Source organism: Mucilaginibacter sp. P4_C11 (genome assembly GCF_056402115.1).
In genome coordinates this window covers 1-21,358 of the sequence record NZ_JBFUIA010000048.1, presented here as the reverse complement: position 1 = coordinate 21,358, position 21,358 = coordinate 1, and the positions used below count along the sequence as shown (strand labels likewise).

The window sequence follows — 21,358 nt, the reverse complement described above, 5'->3', positions numbered from 1 at the left end:
TATCCCATCCCCGCTTTTAGAGGAAATGGGCATTATGAATGGTATAGGTAATTATTCAGCAACTAATTCCTCGCTGTAAAAAGGATAATCGATATACCCTTTTGCGTTTCCGCCATAAAAAGTATCCCGGTTATATGGGTTTAACGGCAAGCCATTTTTGAAACGATAAGGCAAATCCGGATTGGCTATAAAATACCGCCCAAAAGCAACCAGATCGGCATAGCCTTTCTCGAGTATCTCGTTACCCTTTTCAAAATCAAACCCACCAGCTGCAATGATGAGGCCCTTGAATATTTTACGGAGATGTATCGAGGCAACGGGCTCCATGCCATCCACTTCCTCATAACTGCCTTTAATCCTTGGTTCGATCAGGTGTAAATAAGCGATGCCGAATTGATTAAGCTGATCGGCCGCATAACCAAAAAGCGCGATTGGATTGCTATCAGACATGGAATTAAACGTGCCGCTTGGCCCCAGCCTGACGCCAACACGATCCGGCCCCCAAACAGCTAACATGCCCTCCACTACTTCCTTCATAAACCTTACCCTGTTTTCCATTGGGCCACCATATTTGTCGGTGCGTTTATTAGAGCCATCTTGTAAAAACTGATCAACCAGATAACCGTTGGCACCATGAAGCTCTACCCCGTCAAACCCGGCATCCTTTGCCCTTTGGGCAGCTTTACGGTAATCTTCAACCAGGGCTTCTACTTCTTCTGTTTCGTAGGCCCGGTTCAAATCTGCAGGCACCCAGCCTTTTTGGGTAAACACCAAATCTTCATGCGGCACAACAGAAGGCCCACCAGGTAATGCGTGGTCGGGCTGAAGATCCCTGTGCGATTCGCGGCCCACATGAAAAAGCTGCAAAAATATAATCCCCCCTTTGGCGTGCACTGCAGCGGTTACTTTTTTCCAGCCTTCCGTCTGCTCATCGGTATAAATACCTGGCGCGCCGTAATAACCGTGACCTGTCTCGGATATCACGGTACCTTCTGTAACCATAAACCCGCCGGGTGTGGTACGCTGGGCGTAATATTCAACCATCAGGTCATTAGGTATAAAACCTGTTTCGGTACGCATGCGCGTTAACGGTGGTAAAACTACGCGGTGCGTTAGCGCATAAGCGCCCAGTTTAATTGGCGAAAACAATTTGGTGTTACTGTTATCCTGTGTTTTCATATGACTATTGTTTTGTGTTGATTTAACAGATCATGTTATTTAAAATCAGCATCGAGGATGATCCTGTAATTGGCTTTCCCTGCCTCTAAATGGGCAATAGCATCGTTTATCCTGCTCATGGGGAAATGCTCTGTAACTGGTTTTATTTTGTGATGGGCTGCAAAACGCAGCATTTTATCTAACACGCCCCTTGAACCTCCGGGCGATGCAGATATCGATTTTTGAACGCCTAACAAAGCAATCACCGATACCGGGATAGGCTCATAAACAATACCTACAAAGTGCAGGCGTCCCTTTGGCCCAAGCATGGCAATAATTTTATCCCAGTCAAGCGGTACGGCTACGGTTACAATGATGATATCAAACTTTCCTTTCAGGACATCCCATTCACTGGTATCCCGGCTCGAAACGATATGATCGGCACCCAGTTTTTTTGTTTCATCGTGCTTGGCCGCGTTAGATGAAAAGGCCGTTACTTCGGCCCCCCAGGCATGGCAAAACTGAATAGCAAGGTGACCAAGGCCGCCGATACCGAATACTCCTATCCTATCGGTTGGCTTAACGCCATACTCCATCAGCGGTGAAAAAACAGTGATGCCCGCGCAAAACATCGGGCCTGCGTCGGCGGGGTCCAATCCATCTGGAATAGGTACAGCCCAAATCCAATGTGCTTTTACCCTGCTTGCAAAACCGCCGTGGTGCCCCCAAATGGTAGCCTTTACGTTTTCGCAAAGGTTTTGATCGCCATCCAGGCAAGGGCCGCAATGCCCACAGCTGCCATTAGTCCAGCCAATACCTACGGTTTGGCCAATACGGAGTCCTTTGGTTTTAGCTACATCCCCAAGTGCGACAATCTTCCCGGTAATTTCATGCCCAGGCACCAATGGAAAGGGTATGGTACCCCATTCATTTTTAATAAATGCAATATCGGTATGGCATAAGCCGCAATATTGTACTTCAACCTCTACTTCTTCGGCATCTAATGGCCCCATTTCGTAGGTAAATGGTATTAATTCGGCACCCGGTTCAAGAGCTGCCCATGCTTTTACTGTATTCATATGATTACTATTTGGGTTTATAATTTGTTGCTTTACGTTATTGATGATCGCCATAAATCGTCGACCGACGCGCAGAGGTCAACCGCGGCATCTTGCTGGGTCATTTTTATAACTGTCAAATCCGGCTCGTCCTTCAAAACATTACTTTGAACCCTAATTATCCGCAGATAATTCTCTAACCTGTTTTTAAAATTTTCCCGGGCATTCCCGGCAACTTGCACTGTAGTTATCGGCGACAGCACAATGCGTTCACTATCTTCTTTTGATACGCCCGGTTTTAATGACGCAACGGCGACCTCGTTTACAGCAAAAATTAAAATCTGCTGAAATTTGATTATTGATTTTTTGCTGTTGACCATGGCGATTTTAAAGAAGGTTTTTTAATGAATGTTCAATCTTGTTTGGTTACCGGCTTGTAAGATCATAGGTTGGGAAATCAATGTAAAAATGTTCGTTACCCCCCCAAAAAGCATCGCGTTCATAAGGGGTAAGCGGGAGGTTGTGCCTTAATCGCTCGGGCAGATCGGGGTTTGAGGAAAACCAGCGACCAAATGCCACCAGGTCTGCATCGCCACTTTGCAATATGGCCTCAGCGCCATCACGATCAAACCCACCGGCAGAGATGATTGGGTTTCTGAAGATCTTGCGCAGAAAAGCAGAAGCTACCGGGCTTTGCTTTTCATCCAGCGTTTCGGTTCCCATTACCCGGGGTTCAATCACGTGCAGGTAAGCCAGTCCGAGTTTATCCAACTGTTCAACGTAATAACCAAAGGTGGCTTTGGGGTCCGAATCCGAAATGGCTCCCCATTTTCCACTTGGAGATACCCGAACCCCGACCCTATCTGCCCCCCATACAGATACCAGTGCATCCACCAGTTGCAACGGCAGCTTAACACGGTGCTCTATCGATCCGCCGTAGGCATCGGTTCTTTTGTTGGTGCCATCCTGCAAAAAAGTATCGGCCAGGTAACCGTTGGCATTGTGAAGTTCGACGCCGTCGAAACCAGCGAGCAAAGCCCTTTCTGCTGCTTTTCTGAATGTTTCTACCAACGCGGGGATCTCTGAGATATCAATAGCCCGGTGCGGTGTAACAGGCACCCAACCATTTGCTGTAAATGATAACCCCTCAAACGGCACAACAGATGGCGCGATTGGTGGCTGCCCATTACTTAATGATTCATGTGATTGGCGGCCATCGTGAGAGATCTGCATAAAGATAAAGCTCCCTTTTGCATGTACCGCATCAACTACTTTTTTCCAGCCTGCTATGTGATGATCTTCGTAGATGCCGGGTGCACCAATATAACCGCGGCTATCATATGAGGGATGGGTAGATTCAGTGATGATAAACCCGCCATCAGTGGCACGTTGGGTGTAATATTCGATCATCATATTGCTTACACTATCATCCGGGTTGGCCCGAAGCCGGGTTAAAGGAGGATGCACCACCCGGTGCTTTAATGTTAAACGACCAAGTTTTACCAGCGAAAATAACTTCATCCCGGTTGCAGGGTTTTCAAGAGTCTGATTTGTTTCCATTTTTAGTGATAACCTTATTATTTAATAGCATTAAAATTTAAAGCAGCGCTTTCGACGCAGAAGATGCCACTTTGATGCCATTAAATAAATCACTAACTACCAGCACATTATGTATAAAATATTAATTTTATGGTATTTTATATCGTAAAATCCTCAAATGAGTTTATGACAAATATATCGGCGTAAATATGGATAGTGAAAATGCAGGTCTTTGTTTTCGGGAATATTATGCCGGAAATGGAGTTACTAACAAACAAAACCCTTTAAATGATGAGACATACCCTCCGGTAAATCCATCATAGATTTGGTAAAAACACGAGATAAAACACCAAAAACAAAATCAGCACACACTAAACAACTCATTATCAAAAGAATAAACATCGGTATACTTTTGGGTAATTATGGGCAGATTTAATGATGGATGTGTACCATCGCTACCTCGCTGTACATGAAACCTGGAAAATATAAACTTATCGGCAGCTACTTACCCGCCTTTCACAATACCACTCAAAATATAAAATACTTATTCCTGGCTGTTCATACCCGTATATCTTGCAATGGCACAATGCCTTCCTTGTTAAAACGATCATCCCTGTTGCTGCTATTTACCATCTTTGAGCTTTCCACCCAGGCCCAAACTGCTGAAAAATACACAGGCAGAACTTTACTACAACTGAGTTCGGGATTTAATACGGTATTGAGGGACGCGCGCGTGGATTTAGATAGCAGCTTATTTATCACTAGCAAACGTTATAAACAGAGCCGCGTATCTACAATCGCAGAAGGCATTGACGATGCCTACACCCTAAAAAATTGTGGTTGGATGGATACCGGAAATATAGATAGCGCAAAACGACAGCTAGCTAAAATTACAGGAGCCAATCATGCCCGGCTTTTGCTATTAATAGGCGCATACTACGCGTTTCACCCCGGCTTTCATCAATATGATAGCGACAGGGGAATTGCTTACCTGCTACAGGCAAAAAAAGAGACTGATGCACTTAAACTTGCTAAATGGTCGGCCCAATGTGCTTGCCTGTTGGGGAAATGCTATTTCAAAGAAAATAATATCCCCGAAGGCAAGCGCTGGTTTAGTACCGTTACCAATGATGAAAGACTAATCACCGATAAACAAATTCAGGCAAAATGCTGGAATTACGAGGGTATGTACTGCCCTTTTGTCGCGCAGACAACACTTTTCAGAATTGATTGCCTAAACAAAGCCTTAAAGTTTTATAAAGCGTTAAATGATAGCGGCAACCAGGCAAACACACTGATGGATATCTCTTACCTAAGTTTTGCCGGCGGCAAAATGAACGAAGCCAAAGACGCTGCAACCCAATCGCTTGCATTGCAAAAATCGGCTCAGTTTCCATATACTCAGTACAGTTATGACCTATTGGCCTTTTATGCGTTACTGGCTTCAGACTCGCCCAAAGAACTTGAAATGGCCTTTGCAGCATTAAACAGCGCGGAAAAAACGAACGACTCGCTTGAAATGGCCCATTTCTACAAAAGGATCTCGAACGGCTTCATCCGGCTGAACAACGAAACTGAATATAACCGCTGGGAAAAAAGAGCGATGGAAGCTTACGAAAAACACGGTGGCGACTCTGAGTTTTGGGACTTGCTCACCTCATTTTCAAATCAATATGCCACGCCCGAAGACGGGAAAAAAGTACTCAACCTGATCAAAAAAACATGGAAAAACTATCCTCCGGCTAACCCCGTTGAAAAACAAACCGCCTACCTAGCCCTGGGGAGTTGTTATCAACGAGCACGAAATTATAAGGAGGCTCATAACTATTACCTGCTTGCCGAAAAGCTGGAGCAACAAAACCAGGTTTTAAAAGGCGGGATGATCAATCACTATTTAACCTTCAAACTTTCCGCGTCCTATTACTTCATGAAAAACTACGCAATGAGCCGTAAATATGCAAAGATGCTCGTCTATCGCCCGGTTAATGATATCCCGGCCGGCAAGGATGATTTTTTGCGTTACTATTTCCAGATGCACCAGTTAGATTCTGTTGCACATAACTATAAATCATCTATTTATTACCTGCATAAGTACGCCAATCTTTTAGATACCATTAGCAGTAAAAACGAAAGCAGACAGATCATCGATATCAACATTAAGTATGAAACCCTGCAAAAAGAAAAAAAACTACAAGAGCTGAAAACACAAAACATCCTGGAGCGTCAAAAAGACGCGCTTACAAAAAAAATCTCATATGCCGGTTTTGGTTTATTGCTTTTTGTAATTGTGATGATTTACAGCAGGTATTACTTTAACAAAAAAAGTAACGCCCAATTAAAGAAACAAAAGGAAGAAATTGACGATCAAAACAGTTCGCTTCAAAGCATGAACCAAAAGCAACAATCGCTTTTAACAGAAAAAGAGTTGCTTTTAAAAGAGATCCATCACAGGGTAAAAAACAACCTGCAAACATCCATGAGCCTGCTCAATATGCAATCGGCCTATGTAGATAATGAAGTGGCTTTAGAAACCATTCGTATTAGCCAGCGGCGGATGCACGCGATGTCGCTCATTCACCAAAAGCTTTATCAATCAGAAAAACTTACCTCTATCAATATGGCCATTTATATTGATGAGCTAACCATTTACCTACGGGATAGCTTTATAGGCCCCGCCAATATCAGCTTTGAATTACGCATACCACCCTTAGAGCTGGATATAGCCCAGGCCCTTCCCCTGGGCCTGATCATCAATGAAGCCATTACCAATTCCATTAAATATGCCTTTCCCGATAGACGTAAAGGAATGATCTATATTTTTTTGGAGCACACGACAAATGAACACTACTTACTTACCATCAAGGATAACGGTACCGGCTTACCGGATAGTTTTGATAGCGATAGTACCAACTCATTAGGTATGAATCTCATGCGCGGTTTATCAGAACAGTTGCAGGGCGAATTTATCATTCAAAATAACCATGGCACCCAAATAACGGTAACCATTAAAAAAACCGAACCTGCCGACAATAACGATTTACATAAATAAAAAGCTGATTTAGTATGCCATTCACGCTTCAGTTTTGGATGAACTATTTGGAAGGCCCACCTTAATTCATTGGTATCACTAACATGAATTTACGATATAAAACACCGTTATTTTCGCAACGATCCGGTAAATAATTGATAGTCAAATACCTAAAAAATGGCGCTACAATTGCCCATTTATATAAAATCAATCAATTTTTATAATCATATTATGGAAACAAAATTTAATATCGTGCTGGTGCACGGCGCGTTTGGTGACGGCTCCCATTGGAAGCATGTAATTCCCCCATTGGTTGCAAAAGGCTATAATGTGAGGGCCGTACAATTACCCCTAACCTCTTTGGCCGACGACGTTAAGCGCGCAGGCGATATGGTAGCTGCGCTTGAAGGGCCAACGCTTTTAGTAGGTCACTCTTATGGAGGGATGGTAATTTCCGGCGCGGGTAACCAGCCAAATGTAGTAGGGCTTGTTTACATAGCAGCTTTTGCACCTGATGAAGGCGAAGCAGCAGGCGGCCTTTTAGGTTTACGCGATGCACCCGTAGGCATAGCCAGTGTTAAACCCGATGCGCAAGGTTTTCTTTATGTGGACCCGGCGAACTATCATGAAGTATTTTGCCAGGGTGTTTCTGATGAGGATGCTTTAGTGATGGCTTTATCGCAAAAACCAATTAGCGGACAGGCTTTTGGCGATCCATCTGGCGCACCGGCCTGGAAACAAAAACCAAGCTGGTACCAGGTATCTGCTAACGATAAAATGATCCCGCCCGAAACCGAAGCCTGGTTTGCGGAACGGATGCAGGCTAAAAAAACAATTACGCTGGATGCAGGGCACGCGTCTTTAGCTTCAAATGGCAAAGAAGTTACTGATTTTATTATTGAAGCAGCCGAATCACTCATATGAGCAGCGTAGATTTAACCGTACCGGAAAATAACAAAAGCATTGTCAGGGAAGCTTTTGAAGCCGTTTTTAACAAGAGGGAACCGGGTGCTTTCGAAAAATATTGGTCGGCAGATTATATACAACATAGTGCGCATATCCCGCCGGGGCGCCAGGGCCTACAAAGTTTAGTTGCGGCATTACCGCCGGAAGCGCGTTACGAATCGTCGATTATGATGGCCGAAGGCGATTTTGTAATTGTGCATGGCCGTTACTACGGCATACCCGGCCCAAACTGGATAGTTGTTGATATTATTCGCATGGAAAATGGCAAACTGGCCGAACATTGGGACGTTATTCAGGATGAGGCTACAGAGGCGTCGTCAAAAAGCGGCTTACCCATGTTTGGCGACCATTTTGGTGTAAAACCGATCTTCTGATTATTAAACTAATATCTTAACTATTAAAAACCCGCTATCCTATATTGAAGAGCTGAATATCGGCTTTTTGATATGGGATTGCCGTCTTTAATGCAATCTAAGAACTGTTGATACAGGCTTTAGTATGATTTATCGGCAACATTAGGTTGTGATTTGTTTTTGGACGGAATTCGAACCAATTTTTAAAGGACCTACGGTTCTTAAGTAATTCTAAGATGTTATAAAGGTGGTTTCTATTTCTTAGCAATTAAGCACTGGTAGTAAACCCACGAAAATAGCACACCGTATTTATTGAAAAATGAAATTCAAAAACCCAATAATTATTGTTTCAAATTATATTAAAGTTTAGTTGACCTTAAAATTTATAGTTTGTGTAATATCTCTTGACGATGTCCCTGCCACTAATTGGTATTTGCCAGGTTCAACGATCCATTTGCTGATTTTTTCTTCATAATATGCCAAATCTTTGACAGGAATAAACAAGGTTACATTAGCCGTTGCCCCCGGCGCAACCATGATCTTTTTAAATGCCTTCAATTCCTTCGCTGCTCTTTCAACTTTTGAACCGATTTTACCTATGTAAAGTTGAACGGTTTCTTTTCCGGCATATTTTCCGGCATTTTTTACATTAAGCGTAACCATTATCTTATCATTGGAGCTAAAGACTGCTTTGCCCGTTTTTAGCGCCGAAAGCTTAAAATCGCTATAGGAAAGGCCGTAGCCAAAGCAATATAAAGGTTCTATCTTTTTTGTATCGAACCAGCGATAACCAACAAGGATACTCTCTTTGTAGTCTACCTTCAGGTTTTCACCTGGGTAGGCGTCCAAAGCATGCGCGGGTGAATCTTTCAAATCAGCGGGGAAAGTAAATGGTAACTTACCTGAAGGGTTTATTTTTCCGGTCAGAACATCTGCCAATGCATTGCCATTTTCGGAACCATTATACCAGGACCAAACGATGGTGCTGTTGTTCTTTTTGATCTTGCCGATATCATAGGGGGCGCCACCAACGATCACTACGATAGTTTTTGAATTGGCAGCCGTTACCGCATCAACCAGTACCTGTTCGCTGAAAGGCAGGCTCAGATCCTTGCGGTCCCGGCCCTCGCTTTCATATTCGCGGTTACCCCCGATAAACAGGATAGCGATATCAGCGCTTTTAGCCGTTGCCACAGCCTGGGCAATCATTGCTGAATCCGGTTTGGTTTCCGGGTTCGGGTTTTTTCGTGACGGCCTGTAAACGCCTGAATAGCCCTGGGCATAGCTAATAGATATGGATTTACCCATCCTTTGCTGTAGCCCTGCCAGGGCAGTTACTTCGTATTTGGCTTTTACGCCCGCACCAAAACCTCCTAAATGAAAAGTGTGTGTCGCGTTGTCGCCAATTACGGCTATACTTTTTATTGATGACGTATTTAAAGGCAACAAGTGCTCATTATTTTTCAACAATACAATCGATTCAGCGGCAATATCATAAACTGTTTTGCTGTGTTCAGGTGTATTCATTTTCCCGGCGGGCGGGTTATTGCTTAAAGAAGTTTGATACATTACCCATAAAATATGTTTTACCTTAGCATCAATTACTTTCATACTTACTTTTCCTGCTTTTACCGAATCGAGCAGCTTATCGGCAAAATAATAGCTGTTATAGGGCGGCCTTGAACCCATCTCCAGATCAAGGCCATGGTTCGCCGCGTTAACGGTACTATGGGTACCGCCCCAATCACTGATCACGATGCCCTTAAATTTCCATTCATCCCTTAATATTTTATTAAGCAGGTAATCATTTTCAGAGCAATATACGCCGCGAAATTTATTATAGGCCGACATAATGGTCCATGCGTCACCTTCTGTTATGGAAGCCTTGAAAGCCGGTAAATAGATCTCCCGTAATGCACGTTCATCCACATCAACACTTACGCGGCTTCGTTCAACTTCCTGGTTGTTTACTGCATAATGTTTTACGCAAGCCGCTATGTGCTGACTTTGTATTCCTTTTACGGATTGTACTGCAAGGCGTGCGTTCAAAAACGGATCTTCCGAATAATATTCGTAGGTCCTGCCGCAAAGCGGCGTGCGCGCTATATTGAATGCCGGTGCAAGCATGATATATTTTTTGCGGACCCTGGCTTCTTCAGCCATGTCATGCCCATAACGGTACGCAAGTTCCGGGTTCCAGGTGGCCGCCAACGCCGACCCATTGGGAAAAAAAGTTGCGGAGTCCGTCGTGAGGTTTGCTGAACCCCAGCCTTCTTTAACATCTTCTCGTACACCCAAAGGCCCGTCATCGGTCATCAGTCCGGGGATGCCCAAACGGTCAACACCCGCAGTACTGAAAATGCCATTAGCATGAAGCAATCCTATTTTTTCCTCCAGCGTAAGCTGTTTGATGACGGCTGCTATTTTAGCATCCGTTGCTTTCTCATTTTTTACCTGTGCCTGCAATCGAACGGCAAACAAAGTCAGGAAGCAAATAGACAACCAGGTGGTGATTTTATCTTTCATGGTGCTTAAATTTAAATATAAAGTCAACGGTATAATTTATATCATTCGTTATCAGGCAGTTTCCGGCTATTCAAGATTCATCTCCAACAGTGCATAACTTAAGGTTTTGCCGTGGGTATCCATCACTAAGGAAGTAGTAACCCCGCCTGCCAAAGCTTGCAGGCATACAAACTGCAGCGCGCAAATATTAGGAAGCTCATACCGGACAATTTCGCCATGTATGATCTCTTTGAAATGTTCCTTCACTTTAGCCGCAGTCACCACATTACAGAGCAGCTCATAATCCTTTTCATTGTAGGGTATCAGTGATAAAATCAAGGTATTGCCTTTATCACCTGCTCGGCTGTGCGCTATCTCATAAAGTTTAATGCCCATAACTTTTCACTATTACCGATGGCTTTATTTTGTTCCTGTCGATCAGTACCGACACTATACCGATCACCTCATGTACGTATTTTCGCACCCCGCCACCACCCGCCGGCCCATTGGTATAAAGCGCTTCCACTTCTTCACCTATAATCGCAGCCTGATCAGCAGTGGCACCCTTTCCGGCTATGCGCAAACGTACTTCATAAGGCTGACATTCATTTGCAAGCGAAGAAGGATGAACCGATGTATGGCCGATATAGTCGGTCCTTAAATCAGTAAATTGGCTTTTTAATCGTTGCTGAATAATTTCACCTGCTAAATGCGCCCTTTCTCGTGCGCCTGCCCCCGCATAAGTGATCTCCCCTTCGCCGGTAAAGCCTGCCTTATACCCAATGCTGACTTTTAAGGTGGATGGCTTTTTATTGCCGCTGCCGCCTGTTACCTTGATACGATTTTCCCCATCCTGTTTCAAGTATACTGTGGTGAAATCTGCTGATACATCGGGCGTCAGGTATTGATAAGGATTTGTTACTTCATACAACAGCTGTTCTTTAGCAGTTGCCAGGGTTAAACGTCCTCCTGTCCCGTCAACTTTGCTTATAGTTGCACTGCCGTCCGGGCAAACATCTGCAAAAGGATGGCCCAATGTGCTCATATTCTCGATTGGCTTTTTAACCGGATCGGCAAAATAGCCCCCTGTAATTTGCCCCGCGCATTCCATCAGGTGCCCGGTTACCGTTGCTTTGGCAATTATATCCACATCATCCAAAGACCAGCCGAACTCATGTGCCAACGGCGCGACAAATAACGATGGATCGGCGACACGCCCGGTTATGATAATATCGGCACCTGTTTCCAGCGCAGGCAAAATAGCATCCGCACCTAAATAGGCATTGGCTGAAATGACTTGTCCTGACCGGGAAATAGGATGGCCTGTTTCCATAGCGATCTCATCGCCGCTGATAGATTTCAAAACATCGTCGCCGGTAACTGCCGCAACTTTGATGGTTATACCTTGTCTTTTTGCTATTCCAATAATTTTATCCGCTGCCGCGACCGGGTTTGCCGCCCCCATATTGGTAATGAGTCGGATTTTATTTTTTTTAAGCAAGGGCAATAGCAACACTATGCGTCGCTCCAGCAGCGGATCATACCCTTGCGCCGGGTCTGTCGCTTTTCTTTTTTGAGCTAACGCGATGGTACGCTCGGCCAGGCACTCCAGCACCAGGTAATCCAAATCACCCTTTTCGGCTAAAATCACGGCGGGTTCGAGCCTGTCTCCCGAAAAACCTGCGCCACAACCAATACGGACTTTATCTTTCTGTTTCATATACTTATTGCGCCGGTTAGGATTGCTATAAGAGTCATCACGAGCGTTGTTCCGAACGCCCATTTGAAAGTGAATTTCTGGTGATCTGACAATTCAACCTCCGACAATCCCACCAAAACAAAWGTTGAGGCGGTTAAGGGGCTTAACGGGAAACCCGTCGTCATCTGCCCTAAAATTGCTGCCCGGCCTATTTCTATGGAATTTATGCCATAATGGGTAGCGGCTGTTTTTAAGACCGGGATCACCCCAAAGTAATAAGCATCTGGTGTAAAAACCAAACTTAACGGCATACTGGTGACACCCACCAACGCTGGCAAATAACCCGCATGCGCTTTGGGAATGATGGAAACTATCGATAAAGCCATAGCGTCGATCATTTTAGTTCCGGTGAGGATACCGGAAAATACCCCGGCTGCAAAAACGATGATTGAAACCGAAAACACATTGGCAGCATGTGCATGTATCCTTTTTCTTTGTTCGGCCTGCGAGGGATAGTTAACCAGTATCGCTACGGCAAAGCCGATAATGAATAAAGCCGATGGGGGTGCCAGCGATAAAATAAGCGCTGCGATCAAAATAACGGTCAGAACCGCATTGAACCAGAATAAGGCGGGTCGGCGGCTTTCTTTTTGTGCGTCAGAAAGTTCCTGGCGGTGATCGTACTCCAGCTGAACAACGCCTAAACGCTTACGCTCTTTTTTACCAAGCCAGAATGCTACAAATAACACCCAAAGAATTCCGCCGATCATGGACGGCAGAATCGGGATGATCAAATGCGCAGGGTCAGTTTTCATCACATTTAAAGCCCTGGCTACAGTACCCGACCAGGGTACTAAATGCATAACGCCCGCACTGAGCGCGACGATGCAGGGGAGTATCAGCTTCTTCATTCCCAACTTTTTGTAAACAGGGAATAAAGCGGTGATGGTGATCATAAAAGTGGCCGTACCGTCTCCATCCAGGTGAACCAGCATGGCCAAAATGGCGGTTCCCAGGGTAATTTTCAACGGATCGCCTTTGGCAAGGTTAATAATGCCCCTGATCACTGGGTCAAATAATCCGGTATCAATCATCAGGCTAAAGTATAATACGGCAAAGATCAACAGGATACCGGTGGGTGCTACTTGTTTGATCCCGCCCAGTACCATTTCGCCTATCTCTTTCACCCCAAAACCACCGATCAATGCAAATAAAACCGGTACCAGGATCAATGAAAGCAATACCGACAGACGCCTGGTCAGGATCAATCCTAAAAAGACACAGATGGTTAAAAAGCCGAGGATGGATAGCATTGATTAAAATATTACGCCATTGGCTTTTAAACGTTTACTAAAATACAAAACCTGGTAAGGCAAGGCATCCTGCCAGAATTCCCAGGTATGGCCGCCCGGCCGTTCTGTATAATCATGCAGGGTATGGTTATATACCAGTCGCCGGTGCAATTCCCGGTTGGGTTCAAGTAGAAAATCCTCCACCCCGATATCCATTACAATGGGCAATCCATTTTTTCTGATCTGATCAGCCATATTTACTACGGAGTAAGGCAGATAACTATCCGGCGTCATCGGCCCCATTATTTTATCCAGGAACTTTGTAAGACCATTAAACCGTTCCGGGGTCAGGTTCCAGGTGGTCATATTCGGATCGAGCGCTCCGCTCATACTGCCGGCCGCCGCAAATAACTCGGGATGGCGGGTAGAAAGGTAAAGCGAACCATAACCGCCCATGGATAAGCCGGTGATTACCCGTCCCTTTTTGTCTTTGACCGTGTGGTATTTGCTGTCGATAAAAGGAACGACCTCTTTGATAATATAAGTTTCAAATTTGCTGTTTGAATCAACCGGGCTATCGATATAATAACTGAATATTTCTCCTTCCGGCATTACAATAATCATATTGTATTGGTCGGCCAGGTTACGCACCAGCATTTTATCAGGCGTTTTCAGCAGCCAGTCGTTGAAGTGCCCAAAGCCGCCATGTAGCAGGTAAAGTACGGGGAAGTCCTTTTTGCTTTTGTTATAGCTATCTGGTAATACAACGGCCGCTTTGTAAGTTTTATTCATGGCCGCGCTCGGTATCTCAACGGTATCCACCTTTGAAGCATAGCATAAGGGGCTGCAAAGCATGGCGAGCGCAAAAACATAGCAGAGTCTTCTCATCGTTGATAATTTTTATTGTTTTTTGGGAGCGTTGACTATTTTAAGCAGTTCGGCATCCGGGTGATCACGCATTTCACATTTGTTATCCAGGATCATCGTCTCGCCATTTGCAGACGTATAGGCGGGCCATTTTGGCAAACCTGGCGTATTGGGATTACCACTCCGGGCAAAACTGACCCAGGCACTGCTTATTTTCGAGGCAAGTGCATAGGCATCCTTGCCACCGCCTGTCATTTCCTCGCAGCGGCGTATATTATCAAACTGAAAAGCGATATCCATACAATGCATAGCTTTATACTTGCCATCGTTAACAGGAGACTGCCAGGTAAACAGGTACATGTAAACCGGTGCCGCACCGCTTAACCCGGATTTTTGATCGGCTTGTTTGATGGCTAATGAGCGAAAACCGAATTCGATATCATTGTATTCAAACGGTTTGCTGGTATTTGGGTAAGCTTGCTTCACAGCTGCCATATATGCGTCGGTCTGGTCGCCATATTTTTTCTGTAAAATAACCTTCACATCTTCTATGGTTTGGCCCTTCGGGGTCGGCGCGAAAGCTGCAAACTCATTTTTAGTGGTACCCACCAGCAGCGGTATATTTTTTGAAAGGTCCATGGCGGCCTGATCGGTTGGCTGATTAGGGAACATATCGCCATCCAGTACCGCGTTCCAGCCCACATTTACCGGTTTTCCTTCTTTTCTCAACGCTGTTCCTACTTTTCTTAGCGCCCTATTACCGGCGGCATTCAATTGATCATAGGGTATTTTTTGCAGAGAGTCGACTTGGGAAGCCTGCAAATGTAATTCATCCAGCAAAGCCGCCGCAACGCGCTGCGAAATGGATTTATCCGTAAAGGAAGTGATATAACTGCCGCTTTCTACGATGGCTTTGTTAAATAGCCCCTTCGCCTTGGCTGTATTCATCATACAGGTTACCTTTCCGCCCCCGCCGGATTGCCCGAATATCGTGACGTTATCCGGGTCGCCGCCAAATTGCGCGATGTTGTCTTTTACCCATTGCAAGGCCGCAACGATATCAGCCAGACCGGCATTCCCTGAGTTTTTATATTTATCCCCATAAGCAGAGAGGTCGAGGAAACCCAGGACATTCAACCGGTGATTTATCGAAACAAGTACAACGTCCCCTTTCTTAGCCAGGTTCTCCCCGTCATAGGATGGCAGTTCAATAGACGAGCCGGCCGTAAAGCCGCCGCCATGCAACCATACCATCACCGGGCGTTTCTTCCCGTCATTTAATTTCTGCGTCCATACGTTCAATGTTTGACAATGCTCATTGGAATAACCCAGATCATGATTAAAAGCAAATTCAAACGCATCGTTCACTGTCGTAGTCGGATCAGTGGGGCAAACCGGCCCATAGGTCATCGAGCTCCGCTCGTCATTCCAGGCTTTGGGTTTGCGTGGTGCAGTAAACCGGTCAGCTTCCGCATAGGGGATTCCTTTAAAGGTGAAAATTCCATTATGAACATAGCCCCTGACTTTTCCGTTATCAGTAGAAGTGACCGCAATACCTTCACCGGCTTTTATAGGATCGTTACTTTGGCAAAGGGCCGTTAAATTTAAAATGCAGATGGCTGCCATTAACAACAGTGTAGTTTTTCTTTTCATAATAATTGGTTTTATCAGGAATGACAAATCTATATTTACACCTTCAATTCCGTCTTTTTTAAAATTGCTGAATTGTATATAAATTTATTGCTTGATTTCCGAAACGTTTCCGAAACCGGGAGCAAACCTGAAATGCCTAAAAATCATATGAAGCTCAAAACGGGAAAGGACGAAATTGTATACCTGCTGACAAAGGTAGTGCTGAAATACGAGGCAGCAACCGGCCAGGGTATTAAACGAAATACGAACAGAAAGAATTATGAAGACCTGGCGCGCATGTTAAGCGAGATCAGTAACGGCCTTCCCAATACCAGTGAAACGCTTTTCCATAATTATTACGCGCCGGGAGAAAACAATGCGTCTGCAGTTTACCCATTCCGCAAATATGACATAACCGGCGGTCAGCTAAAAGATGCTATTAATGGGATCGTGTCGAACCCGCGCCCATTTTTGGTTGATGCTTGTTACATTTATTTATATGGACAGGGTAGAAAGGGTTTTGCACAAGAACCAGTTGATGCAGGGTTAGTGGATGAGCCGGCAACTGTTGAAATACCAAATATTGATGTGCTTCTTACTGAAGGCAGTAGATTATTGCTGTCCAAAAAGATCAAAACATATCGGGCAATTGTAATCCTGCTTTGTTTTATTTTATTAGTTGGAGGGATTCTTTGGGCTGAAGAAAATTCAAAGGAAAAAAAGCTATTCCGTGATTTAAGCATTTTGCCCTACCGGCCCTCAAGCGCCGAGATCGACAGCCTGGAGGGAATCTGGCTGTGCTATACCGGATCGCCGCAGGCCCGAACGTATGATGCCGGACGATTCCATAAAATTGTTTCTAATATCATGGATGTGAAATACCAGGATGGTTACTTCAAATTCATCCGTTACGGGTCTAATTTCGAACATGCGGGCTATATGCAGTTTGAGGCGCCCTGGCTGGTTTCCATTCACTCGCACGTCGTTAACGCCCGAGATAGCATCGAGTCGCCTAAACTATCATTGATGCGTTTGGATGAAGGCAGGCCTTATGTGGATGTTATATCCGCTTCCTGGAACTTTGACCAGGGGAAAAAAAACAGGATCATCGGCATACGGGAACTTTTCATCAAACAAGGCAAAAGGGGACGGATAGAGGAGATTATAAATACGCCGCAAAACGCAGCTTGTAGTTGTAAAATAATTAAATGGCATGCCCCTGGCAATGCTATTCGTTTTTTTTATTTGAAAAATGAACTGCTGGATACGATTGGCGACAAAAGATTGAAACAAACACTCGATGAGAAAAGTATTTTACTTTCTCAGCCCGGTGATACAACCTTATTGCTACCTGAACATTTTACAAATAGGCATTGAGGTATTATTCGAATTATAAATGTCTTGGATGCTGATCTGTTATAGCGAGGCAATCCCGAGTCAGATAATTTTTATTTACCGTTAGGTTGAAAAGCTTCCGGAGGCTGGCCTCGAACCACTTATTTATGAAGACGGTCCTTGAATTCACTGAGTCTTATAAACTAAAACTATGTTAAGTCGTTTATCAAGAAATATAATTGTATGCCTTCAGAAACCTACTTCAAATTCCGTGGACGCTTTGAGCTATTTCCTCATCGTTACGATATCGGCTGGTTGATATTTACAGACAGGATTTTCGGTTTAAATTTCTTTGTCAATAAGGTTTATAAGATCAAAAAAGATGAGTACGCTACGTTTTACAATTACCAGTTAAGTCATTACCTTGAGGGAAACGCCGGACAGGAAGAGGCTTTTTTCGATCATGTTTATGATATTGTAAATACCAGGATTGAATTCTACAAAGGGCTTAAGCCGACCGCCCAGGGATTGAAATTTACCGCCAAACTGGAAGCATTTCTGGCATACTTGGAAAGTATTGATCAGTGGCACAAAACACAGCCCTTGGAATCAGTCATCGCTGATAAAAATAAACAGATTGACCAGTTAGAAGCAAAAATCAAAGAACTGGAAAACCAGATTAAAGATTACGTTAAATATGAAGCTGGAGAAAAGATCGTCATCAGCAAGGACGGTCTGCCGGTGCTTATTGATTTGATCAATCAAATAAGAGAATTGAAATTGCCGAATGGCAATAAGCTGGTGAACAGCCAAACGGCAAGCCCCTGGTATAAATTGATCGCCAAGAATTTTTTAAACGGAGATAAACCTATCGCTATAGGCACCGCCCAGAATTATTTCCCGGCCGATAAAGACAATCCGCCACCAAAATACACGATCATCGCCGAAAAAGACAAACTCTTCAAAATTATCCAAAAGCCTAAAAATTAGGCTTTTGTCTTTTCATTCGTGACCAAACGCCTCCAATGGTCATTCATTTTGCTGTTTTAGCCCTCACTTTTGAATCATTGTATTCAGTGGCTGGCATTTTATTGTTCTGCTGAACGGGTTTAATAAAGAAAGGAGGTTATCACGGTGCGAAACTAAACAAGATGTAATAAACAAAAATTGGGGGTCACCCTATTAAAGTCCCCAAGCAATAAAATAGGGCTTGCTCAAATTTGGGCAAGAATTATTCACTAAAAAAATATCAACTATGACAGCAATTGAATTGATCACTAAGGAGGATTTAAGGGAGTTTAAAGGGGAGTTATTGAAAGAGATCAAACAACTGATGCAGCCAGGACAGGGGCAATCTAAGAAATGGCTGAAGAGCGTCGAAGTGCGGAAGCTGTTGGGCATCTCGCCCGGCACACTTCAAAACCTACGAATTAATGGAACACTGCGTTTTACCAAAGTAGGCAGTATCATGTACTACAAGCTGGAAGACATCAACAAGATCCTGGAGGGTGAGGGCAAATGAAGTTGCAGAAGGACATTGTTAAAGAGCTGGCAGGATATGCCAGCCTCGTTAAGCGAATGGAAAAGGACAGGCGCTTACTGCCAACGCATCTCGGTTTGTTCACGGGTTTGTTTATCTGTTGGCAGCAGAATGGTTTTACAAGTCCGTTCAGTGTGACCCGGAAAACGCTCATGGCGTTTTCCAAGGTCGCGTCAATTGCAACGTATCACAAGTGTATCAAAGAACTCGATGAATATGGTTACATCCGCTATGAGCCATCATACCATCCCAAACTCGGCAGCCAGGTTTACTGGCCTGCCAGTTGAGAAGTGTAGCCCGATACTTTGTATCGGCATATCTATTTATCGGGCTATCCTAATAGCTGCATATCGGAATAACTGGTTATTCCGATATATGGATAGGCAGATATACAGCTATATGAATCCGGTGCAGCCAATGGCTGCACCGGTAATGATTTGCTTTGCAAATCAGGAAGAAGAGCGGTGGTCGCTTCGTGAAAGCGAAGGGAGCAAGCGGAAGTTGGGCAGAGCCCTACTTTGCTTGCCCTACGCTTCGCTACGGGGGTTTTACGTATCCTCCGGGGATACTTTAAGGCGTTTCCGCCTTTGAAATAAAAGAAAACAGGATACTCGGCGGTATCCTGCATATAGGAATAAAGGCATAGCTGCATAGACAGCTATTTGGCCGGTTTGAAAATATGAACATGGAAGATATCAATGTGAGATCAGTGAGATACCCTGTTACGGTAGATCAGAAGTTTGAAAAAATCGCCCTTAAACTGGGCAGGACAAAGCGGCAGGTGTTTATCCAGATGGTTGATTACTTTTATAAAAGCAAGAAAGATCCCCTGGACCTGAATGATGAGTTATTAAAAAATGCCCTGATGAAGAATCACCAGCAGTATATCGGTTTTATCAAAAGCCAGGAGGACATGCTGCTCATTCCAATCAAAACGGAAATGGATAGGGTATCTGTATCACAAGCCAAGATCATCGAAAGATTTAATACGCAAATCCTCAAGGCGAATACGGACTTGTTAAATACCCAGCATGCTTTGGTGCAAAAGTTAACCGGGATAGATGCCTTTATGGATACGATATCGAAAAGCCAAAAAAGTAAGGAACAGCTGAAAAAACAGTTCCTGTTTATCCTTGACGGTTACATCAAATCGAGGGAGGCTTTCGGGATGATGACATCGGGCCGGGAAAAAGATGAGCTGATCGCTGTTACCAGATCACAGGTCAGTTTGCTTTAATCATGTATTTAATTTCCCTTTCAGGAGGAGGGGTATTTTATGTTTATCAATATTACGGACAGCAAAGAAGCGGCGAACAAAGGCGGCAGCGCGGGGCTGGTGAATTACCTGGAAAAAGAAAACCGGACCGACATAAAACAGGAACCTGAACACTGGTTCAATGGTCAGCAGATTAGGATCGAGCCTTATGAGGTGATGCGCAGTATCGATAATAATGTCGCCAAGCTGGGTAAAGATGATGCTAAGTTTTTCCTGGTTAATATCAGCCCGAGCCAGAAAGAGATCAGGTTTCTAAAAGAACAGTATGGCGAAGAAGGTGCTAAAGAACAAATGAAAGGCTTTGGGGTCAGGGTGATGGATGCCTATGCAAAAAACTTCAACCGGAATGGTGTGAACAGTAACGAAGACTTGTTATGGTTTGCCAAGCTGGAAAACTACCGTTACTACAGCTATACCGACCCGGAGGTAAAACAAGGTTTGAAACAGCGGGGCGAACGTAAAGAGGGTGAGCAAATGCATGTTCAGGTTATCGTAAGCCGTAAGGATATAACCAATAAGATCAAGCTTAGCCCGATGAATACGTCAAGGGGAAAGAATGCAGAGCATTCCAAAAAGATGGGGCAGTTTGACCGGGTAGCATTCAAACAAAGCGGGGAATCTCTTTTTGACAGCCTGTTTGGATTTGACAGGCCGCTTAAAGATACGATGGCATACGCCAATGTGCAGAAGAATGGCGAGCTATCACAGCGGGAACAATTAGGTGTGTTGGCCGAAGGAGCTTCGCAAAATTACAAAAGCAGGTCGGTGGCTAATGAACTCGCTCAGGGAGTTGCGGAAGGCTTATTTACGACAACAGCGAGTATGCTATCGGCAGCGGGTAAGACAGCCGCAAGGTACTGTCGGGTCTGTAAAATAAACTGTGTCAGGCCCTGCCGGCCCATGGGCCGGCAGGGCCTGATTGCTACATCAAATCTAATATCATTCTCCCAGGAAACCAAATGGCCAGCTTCTGGGCCGTTGTCGCCCAATTAGCAAGTGGCATCGTCCATTTTTGTTTAATGTTGTTATGAGCCAGATAGATCAGTTTTAACAGAGCCATATCGGAAGTGAAACCACCTTTGGTTTTGGTTACTTTTCTGACTTGCCGGT

At 44.4% G+C, this 21,358-nt stretch carries 19 protein-coding genes and 1 pseudogene; 9 read left to right on the top strand and 11 right to left on the bottom strand.

Features of this window, described 5'->3' with window-relative positions; translation table 11 throughout:
* Positions 1–51: 51 nt before the first annotated feature.
* The 4 genes from AC1DU2_RS28380 to AC1DU2_RS28365 are packed head-to-tail and all read right to left on the bottom strand — an operon-like array spanning position 52 to position 3,776.
* The gene (locus AC1DU2_RS28380; RefSeq protein WP_477361850.1) at positions 52–1,179 is read right to left on the bottom strand and encodes an alkene reductase; all 1,128 of its coding nucleotides are present in this window, start codon (positions 1,177–1,179) and stop codon (positions 52–54) included.
* A 35-nt stretch (positions 1,180–1,214) separates the two neighbouring features.
* Positions 1,215–2,237 carry an NADPH-dependent aldehyde reductase Ahr gene (gene ahr, locus AC1DU2_RS28375; RefSeq protein WP_477388726.1) on the bottom strand — a complete coding sequence of 341 codons (1,023 nt, stop codon included), beginning with the start codon at positions 2,235–2,237 and terminating at the stop codon, positions 1,215–1,217.
* Positions 2,238–2,269: 32 nt separating this feature from the next.
* Positions 2,270–2,596: a hypothetical protein gene (locus tag AC1DU2_RS28370; RefSeq protein ID WP_477361846.1), complete on the bottom strand. Its 327-nt coding sequence runs from the start codon at positions 2,594–2,596 to the stop codon at positions 2,270–2,272.
* A gap of 46 nt (positions 2,597–2,642) precedes the next feature.
* Positions 2,643–3,776, bottom strand: coding sequence for an alkene reductase (locus AC1DU2_RS28365; protein WP_477361844.1), 1,134 nt, complete (start codon positions 3,774–3,776; stop codon positions 2,643–2,645).
* Positions 3,777–4,224: 448 nt separating this feature from the next.
* Here AC1DU2_RS28365 and AC1DU2_RS28360 point away from each other — a divergent pair, with 448 nt between their 5' ends.
* From AC1DU2_RS28360 to AC1DU2_RS28350, 3 genes are all read left to right on the top strand, one after another.
* Positions 4,225–6,804: a sensor histidine kinase gene (locus tag AC1DU2_RS28360; RefSeq protein WP_477388724.1), complete on the top strand. Its 2,580-nt coding sequence runs from the start codon at positions 4,225–4,227 to the stop codon at positions 6,802–6,804.
* Between the two features lie 210 nt (positions 6,805–7,014).
* Entirely contained in the window at positions 7,015–7,707 is a 693-nt protein-coding gene (locus AC1DU2_RS28355) for an alpha/beta hydrolase (RefSeq protein WP_477388722.1), read from the top strand.
* Positions 7,704–8,123 (top strand): nuclear transport factor 2 family protein, encoded by a 420-nt coding sequence (locus AC1DU2_RS28350; RefSeq protein WP_477388720.1) that lies wholly within the window; start codon positions 7,704–7,706, stop codon positions 8,121–8,123. Before AC1DU2_RS28355 ends, AC1DU2_RS28350 begins: the two co-directional genes overlap by 4 nt.
* Positions 8,124–8,468: 345 nt before the next feature.
* Here AC1DU2_RS28350 and AC1DU2_RS28345 read toward each other — a convergent pair whose 3' ends face one another.
* The 6 genes from AC1DU2_RS28345 to AC1DU2_RS28320 all read right to left on the bottom strand — a co-directional run bounded on the left by AC1DU2_RS28345 (position 8,469) and on the right by AC1DU2_RS28320 (position 16,118).
* Complete coding sequence (locus AC1DU2_RS28345; RefSeq protein WP_477388718.1) at positions 8,469–10,628, bottom strand: glycoside hydrolase family 3 C-terminal domain-containing protein; 2,160 nt, start codon at positions 10,626–10,628, stop codon at positions 8,469–8,471.
* A gap of 66 nt (positions 10,629–10,694) precedes the next feature.
* Positions 10,695–11,003, bottom strand: a complete 309-nt coding sequence (locus AC1DU2_RS28340; protein ID WP_477361834.1) for an AtuA-related protein — start codon at positions 11,001–11,003, stop codon at positions 10,695–10,697.
* Positions 10,993–12,327, bottom strand: coding sequence for an acyclic terpene utilization AtuA family protein (locus tag AC1DU2_RS28335; RefSeq protein ID WP_477388716.1), 1,335 nt, complete (start codon positions 12,325–12,327; stop codon positions 10,993–10,995). The genes AC1DU2_RS28340 and AC1DU2_RS28335 overlap by 11 nt, the downstream gene beginning before the upstream one ends.
* A complete protein-coding gene (locus tag AC1DU2_RS28330; protein WP_477388714.1) occupies positions 12,324–13,619 on the bottom strand; it encodes a CitMHS family transporter in 1,296 nt (431 codons plus the stop codon). Before AC1DU2_RS28330 ends, AC1DU2_RS28335 begins: the two co-directional genes overlap by 4 nt.
* Positions 13,620–13,622: 3 nt before the next feature.
* Complete coding sequence (locus tag AC1DU2_RS28325; RefSeq protein ID WP_477361828.1) at positions 13,623–14,486, bottom strand: alpha/beta hydrolase; 864 nt, start codon at positions 14,484–14,486, stop codon at positions 13,623–13,625.
* A 12-nt stretch (positions 14,487–14,498) separates the two neighbouring features.
* Positions 14,499–16,118, bottom strand: coding sequence for a carboxylesterase/lipase family protein (locus AC1DU2_RS28320; protein ID WP_477388712.1), 1,620 nt, complete (start codon positions 16,116–16,118; stop codon positions 14,499–14,501).
* A 72-nt stretch (positions 16,119–16,190) separates the two neighbouring features.
* Between AC1DU2_RS28320 and AC1DU2_RS28315 the strand changes: the two genes are divergently transcribed.
* The 6 genes from AC1DU2_RS28315 (at position 16,191) to AC1DU2_RS28290 (ending at position 21,241) form a co-directional block, all read left to right on the top strand.
* The gene (locus AC1DU2_RS28315; RefSeq protein WP_477388710.1) at positions 16,191–17,474 is read left to right on the top strand and encodes a hypothetical protein; all 1,284 of its coding nucleotides are present in this window, start codon (positions 16,191–16,193) and stop codon (positions 17,472–17,474) included.
* 201 nt (positions 17,475–17,675) lie between these two features.
* A complete protein-coding gene (locus AC1DU2_RS28310) occupies positions 17,676–18,422 on the top strand; it encodes a hypothetical protein (protein WP_477388708.1) in 747 nt (248 codons plus the stop codon).
* A 265-nt stretch (positions 18,423–18,687) separates the two neighbouring features.
* Complete coding sequence (locus AC1DU2_RS28305; protein WP_477388706.1) at positions 18,688–18,954, top strand: helix-turn-helix domain-containing protein; 267 nt, start codon at positions 18,688–18,690, stop codon at positions 18,952–18,954.
* A complete protein-coding gene (locus tag AC1DU2_RS28300; RefSeq protein WP_477388704.1) occupies positions 18,951–19,259 on the top strand; it encodes a hypothetical protein in 309 nt (102 codons plus the stop codon). Before AC1DU2_RS28305 ends, AC1DU2_RS28300 begins: the two co-directional genes overlap by 4 nt.
* Before the next feature lie 398 nt (positions 19,260–19,657).
* Positions 19,658–20,209 carry a BfmA/BtgA family mobilization protein gene (locus AC1DU2_RS28295; protein WP_477388702.1) on the top strand — a complete coding sequence of 184 codons (552 nt, stop codon included), beginning with the start codon at positions 19,658–19,660 and terminating at the stop codon, positions 20,207–20,209.
* A gap of 39 nt (positions 20,210–20,248) precedes the next feature.
* Positions 20,249–21,241 (top strand): DUF5712 family protein, encoded by a 993-nt coding sequence (locus AC1DU2_RS28290; protein WP_477388700.1) that lies wholly within the window; start codon positions 20,249–20,251, stop codon positions 21,239–21,241.
* On the opposite strand, the pseudogene AC1DU2_RS28285 reads toward AC1DU2_RS28290, so the two are convergent.
* Positions 21,171–21,358 (bottom strand): annotated as a pseudogene (locus AC1DU2_RS28285) (IS256 family transposase); the annotation flags it as partial. The gene AC1DU2_RS28290 and the pseudogene AC1DU2_RS28285 overlap by 71 nt on opposite strands.